At 71.7% G+C, this 5,588-nt stretch carries 2 protein-coding genes; one reads left to right on the top strand and one right to left on the bottom strand.

The window, feature by feature from the left end:
- Window positions 1–4,863 (bottom strand): Ig-like domain-containing protein (locus tag Asi03nite_RS00875; RefSeq protein WP_203676240.1); only part of this gene is annotated, 4,863 nt, incomplete at its 3' end.
- Between the two features lie 394 nt (window positions 4,864–5,257).
- Here Asi03nite_RS00875 and Asi03nite_RS00870 point away from each other — a divergent pair.
- Window positions 5,258–5,588 (top strand): collagen-like protein (locus tag Asi03nite_RS00870; protein ID WP_203676239.1); only part of this gene is annotated, 331 nt, incomplete at its 3' end.

Here is a 5,588-nt window from a genome sequence, read left to right as displayed (position 1 = left end):
CGCGGACACCGACGGCGAGGGCGAAGGTCCCGGCGCGGGACCCGGCGGCGGTGGGACGATCACGTACACCGTCGCCTGCGCCACGTTGCCGTATGCGTCCACCACCTGGTAGGTGAACGAGTCGGTGCCGCTGAAACCGGGATCCGGCACGTAGGTGACCGTACCGTCCGCGTTTATCACCGCCCTGCCGTGCTGCGGTCGGCCGATCCCCGTGAGGCTGACCGGCCTTCCGTCCTGCCCGGTGGGCGGCAGTCCGATGCGGACCGACTGGCCGTCCAGCACGGTGGTCTGCTTGTTCGGCACGGCCGGGGGCACGCCGACGAGGACCGAGATCGCCGCGTTGGTACGGTGCCCGGCGTCGTCGACGGCCGTGTAGCCGAGCGTCGCCGTTCCGGAGAACCCGGCCGGCGGCGTGTAGGTCACCGTGCTCGGTGTGAACGTCGCCGTCCCCCGATCCGGTACGCCGACCGAGGTGACGGTCAACGTGCCGGCCGGATCGAGGTCGTTGGTGAGCACGTCCACGGCGATCGGACGCCCGTAGGGCGTCTCGCGGGTGTCGGGCACCGCCACCGGCACGCCGTTCGACACGGTGATGATGACGTTCCCGGTCGCCGTGCCGCCGTTGCCATCACTGATCGTGTACGTGAACGTGTCGGGGCCGACGTAGCCGGGTTCCGGGGTGTACCTGATGCCGCCCGCGGCGAGCACGGCCGTGCCGTTCGCCGGTTGGCCGGCCGAGGCGACGGTCGACGTCTGCCCCGGGTTGGGGTCGCTGTCGTTGGCGAGCACGTCGATCAATACGGACCGGTCGGAGAGCAGGGCGGCGGTGTCCGGCCGCGCGATCGGTGCCGCGTTCGCGATCTGCACCGTGACCCGTGCGGAAGCCGTATTGCCCACGCTGTCGGCGATGGTGTAGCCGAAGGTGTCGGTGCCGAAGAAGCCGGGATCCGGCCGGTACTCCACCGTCTGGTCCGGGTTGGTCCGGGTCGCGCCGTGCGACGGGGTGGCCACCGCGGTGACCTGCAGCGGCTGCGATTCGGGGTCGGTGTCGTTGGCGGTGACCGCGATGTCGACAGCGGTGTCGGCCGGCACCGACACGGCGTCGTCGACGGCGGCCGGCGCGCCGTTGATGAACAGGGTGACGTGTGCTGTGGCGGTCGCGCCCCGATCGTCGGTGACCACGTAGTCGAAGCCGTCCGTGCCGGCCGTGCCGGGGTCCGCCCGGTAGGTGAGCACTCCGCCGGCCAGCGTGAGCACGCCCTTCGCCGGGGTGGTGGCCGAGGCGACGGTGATGGCCTGCCCGGTGTTGGGGTCGGTGTCGTTGGCCAGCACCAGTAGGTTTTCCGGCCGGGCTGGCCGGACGGTGATCGTGTCGTCGGCCGCGATCGGCGGTGCGTTGCGAACGGTGATCGTGACGGTGGCCGCATGGGCGAGCCCGGCCGGGTCCTTGATGGAGTACACGAACGCCTCGGTGCCCGAGAAACCGGTGGCGGGCACGTATGTGACCGTGCCGTCCGCGTTCGCGGTGGCCGTGCCGTGCGCGGCCGCGTCCACCGCGGTCAGCGTCACCGGGTCGCCGTTCGGGTCGTCGTCGTTGGCGAGAACCGGCACCACCACGGCGGTGTTCGTGTCGGTGCCCGCCGAATCCGGCCGGGCGGTCGGCGCGACGTTCACCACGGTGACCGTCACGGTCGCGCCCACCAGCGTGTGGCTGCCGTCGTCGAGCGTGTAGTGAAAGGTGTCCACGCCGAAAAATTGCGCCGTCGGGGTGTATGTCACCCGCCCGTCGGGGCCCACCGTCGCGCCGCCGTGGCCGGGCGGGCCGTCGATCGTGACGGTCAGCGGGTCGCCGTTCGGATCGGGGTCGTCGTTGGCCAGCACGTCGATCGCCGCGGGCGCGCCGCCGAGGGCGGTGACCGCGTCGTCCCGGGCGCGGGGAAGCGCGTTGGCGACGGTCACCGTCACGGTGGCGGTGTCCGTTCCGCCGTTGCCGTCGTCGACGGTGTACGCGAAGGAGTCCGTTCCCGAGAAGGCGACGTCGGGCAGGTAGGTGATCTCGCCGGTCGGTTCGCGGGTGACCACGCCGTGCGCCGGTGCGGTCACGCCGGAGAAGTGCAGTGGGTCGTTGTTGGGGTCGGTGGCAACGGCGAGCACGTTCCAGGTGAGCGGCGTGCGGTAGCCGGTCGTGGTCACGACCGACCGCGCGACCGGCGGCGCGTCCGCGACGACGACCGTCACCTGTGCGGTGGCCGTGCCGCCACGGCCGTCACTGATCGTGTAGCGGAAGGTCGCGGTGCCGGAGAAGCGGGCCGGCGCGGTGTAGGTGATCACCCCGGCGTACGGCGACGTGGCGCCGGTGCCCGGCGCCGGTTGACCGGCGGTCGTGACGGTCAGCGGGTCGTTGTTCGGGTCGGTGTCGTTCGCGGTCGCCGGCAGCACCACGCCGGCCTGCGCCGCCGCGTACGTGACCGGGAACAGGTCGTCGGCCGCGGTGGGCACGGCGTTCTCCACGTTGACGGACACGACCGCCGTCGCGGTGTCGCCGCTGGTGTCGCTCACCGTGTAGGTGAAGGTCGTCGGGCCGGCAAAGACGGGATCCGGCGTGAACGTGACGTCCGTGGCCGTGAAGGTCACCGTGCCGTCGGTGGGCGGTGTGACCCCGACGACGGTCAGCGGGTCGCCGTTGGGGTCCACGTCGTTCTGCAACACGTCGACGGTGACCGGGGTGTTGGTCGGCGTGTTCACCATGTCGTCGTTCGCGACCGGCGGCGCGTTACCCGTGGTGACCGTGACGGTGGCGGTGACCGAGCCGCCGTTCGGGTCGTCCACCCGGTAGTCGAACGTGTCCGTTCCCGACCAGCTCGCGGCGGGCGTGTAGGTGATGCTCTGGTCGCTGTGGGCCACGGCCACGCCGTGCGACGGCTGGCCGGAGACCGAGTACACCAGGGCGGACATCGGATCGTCCGGGTCGCTGTCGTTGGCGTTCACGGCGATCCGGACGGGCTGGCCGAACGGCGTGTCCACGGCGTCGGCCACGGCGTCGGGCGGGCTGTTGACCGCGAGCGCGGCGGAGGCGGTGTCGTTGGCGCTGTTCGCGTCCGCGCCCGTGCCCCCGGCCCGTAGGGTGGCCACCGGACTCGCCGCCGCGGACCCGTTCACGGTCGCCGGCACCGTGGCATGAGCGGAACTGCCGGCGACCAGGGGCCCGAGGGCGCAGGTGACCACCTGCGCGGCGGCCGAGCAACCGGCCGGCAGCGTCCCGGGCGTGACGCCCGCGGGGAGGGTGAGTGTGGCGGTGGCGGCCGGTTCCATGTCGCCGGTGGTGTTGGTGACCGTCGCCGTGTAGGCCACCGCGGTCGGGGTGTCGCCACGCTGCACGAAGGTGGGCATGACGCCGAGCGCCGCGGCGAGGTCGTTGTGCGGCTGCAACACGGTGCTGGCGGTGCTCGCGCCGGTGGCGGCGACGCTCACCCCGCTGGAGCGCCCGGAGTAGGCGACGTTCACCAGGTTGCTGATCGCGTATCCGGGCGGCGCGCCGGGCTGGACGGTGACCCGGAACGTGACCCGGGTGGTGCCGGCGATCGGGATGCTGCCCAGCGTCCACCCGGCCGCGCCGGCCGCATAGGAGCCGGCGTCGTCGCCGGGCGCGTCGGTGAGCGGCGAGCCCGCGACGGTGAGCGACCCGGGCACGTAGGTGGTGTAGTTCGGGACGGCGTCGCTGAGCACGACGCCGTCGGCGGTGTCGTTGCCCTCGTTGCGCACCGCGATGCGGTACTCGAGCACGTCACCGGGCACCAGGTCGCCGCCGTTCAGGTCGATGACGGAAGGCGTGGTGGTGATATTGGGGGCGTACAGGTCGATGGTGAAGGTGATGACGCCCGGGTAGTACTGGTCGCCGGTGGTGGTCAGCGTCAGCGTGGTCGAGGTGGCGGCGTTGCCGAACATCCCTGTCGCGTCGACCTGGTCGATGTCGAAGCCGAGCGTGTTGTCGTGCCCGGGGTTGCGGCCGCCCACCGGCGTGCCGGAGTCGCTGACCGTGCTGTTGAAGAAGTTGCTTGCCGGGTTGCGTGCGTCGGACAGCGGCCGGCCGTCCACCTCCAGGCTGTCGCCGGTGGTGCCGCGGTCGCCCTCGTACGCCACCGCGCCGATCTTCGCGTGCACGGTGCCGGTGTGCGGGGTCTCGAAGCCGGTGATCGGAATGTCGGTGTTGCCGACGGAGACCTGGCCGAAACCGTCGTACACGCGCAGCGCGCGCATGTCCTGGGCGGCGTTGTGGTACGCGACCACCAGCGACCACCCGGCATACGAGCCGGCCGTGATCGACGCCTGGATGTTCGCCACCCCGTACACGCCGTTGCCGATGCCGGCCACCTGGGCCGTGACGTCGGCGAACCCTTGGTAGATGCTGCCGTTGGGAAACAACGTGGCGGCGGTGATCGGTCGATACGAGCCGCCGCCGTCCGTGCTGAACAGCACCTGGTTGCGCAGGGGCGAGAAGGAGTCCGCACCCCAGTAGAGGCCGGCGAACAGCACCGTGCTGCCGGGCGGCATGTCCAGCGTCGCCATGCTGGCGTTGAAGGTGAGCGGGTTGTTGTCGACGTCCGTGTACGCCATCGCGTAGCTGTTGTTGTTCGCGCTCCCGCCGGTGGCGGTGCCGTTGCGGGCCTGTGCGCAGGTGGGCTGTCCGGTCAGCAGGCAGGTCAGGTTCGAGTTGCCGCGCAGGATGATCGAACCGTTCGTGTTCGCGTCGAAGCGGTCCCGAAAGGGCGTCGTGACGGCGGCCCCGGCGCGGCCGACGGTAAGCGCCGTCACCGCCAGAAGAGCCGCGACCATCAGGGCGGTGGCTGCCCGGCGTAACCCCACGCCACCGAGGCTAGGCGAGCATTATTTGTCTTTGTCACGGAATGCGCGGAATGGTCAGCGGCCGCGGCGCGCGATGGCCGCGTTGAGTGCCGTGGCGAACGGGCCCCGGGCGGCGTCGCCGGCCGGGCGATCCTCGACATCGCCGCATGGGCGGTGCCCGCCGGCATCATCGGCGCGCGCCTCCACCACGTGGCCACCCGAGGTGAGCGGCCCCGGCCCGCGCCCGGAAACGTCGTCTCGGCGGTGAAGGCCAGCCGGGTGCCGGCGGCCGGCGCGCGGACGAAGCTGAGTCCGTCGCGGGCCGGACCGCGCACTCCGGTTCGCGCCGGAGGTTGCGACCCAGCTGCAACCGTCGCACGCCCTTCTTGCATCCTCGCGGCGCAACCCTCGCCTCATGATCTCGACCAAGCACAGGGCGATGACCGTCGCTGCCGTCATCGCCGTGACAGTCGGTGTGACCGCTACAGCTTCCGCGAGCGCTGCGGTCAGCGGGCAGGAAGGTACGATTTACGCCTGCCGGAACAAGGCCGGAGAAGTAAAGCTCCGCAACTCCAGCACACAGAAGTGCTCCAAGAACTGGACGCCGATCAGCTGGAACGCCAAAGGCGTCGCCGGGCCGCAGGGCGTCGCTGGGCCGCAAGGTCCCGCCGGGCCGCAGGGCGCCACCGGGCCGCAAGGTCCCGCCGGGCCGCAGGGCGCCACCGGGCCGCAAGGCCCCGCCGGAA

The sequence above is a fragment of the Actinoplanes siamensis genome (assembly GCF_016862395.1).
Classification (GTDB): Bacteria; Actinomycetota; Actinomycetes; order Mycobacteriales; family Micromonosporaceae; genus Actinoplanes; species Actinoplanes siamensis.
Note: the sequence above shows the minus strand (reverse complement) of the source record. Positions and strands in the feature narration are given on the sequence as shown.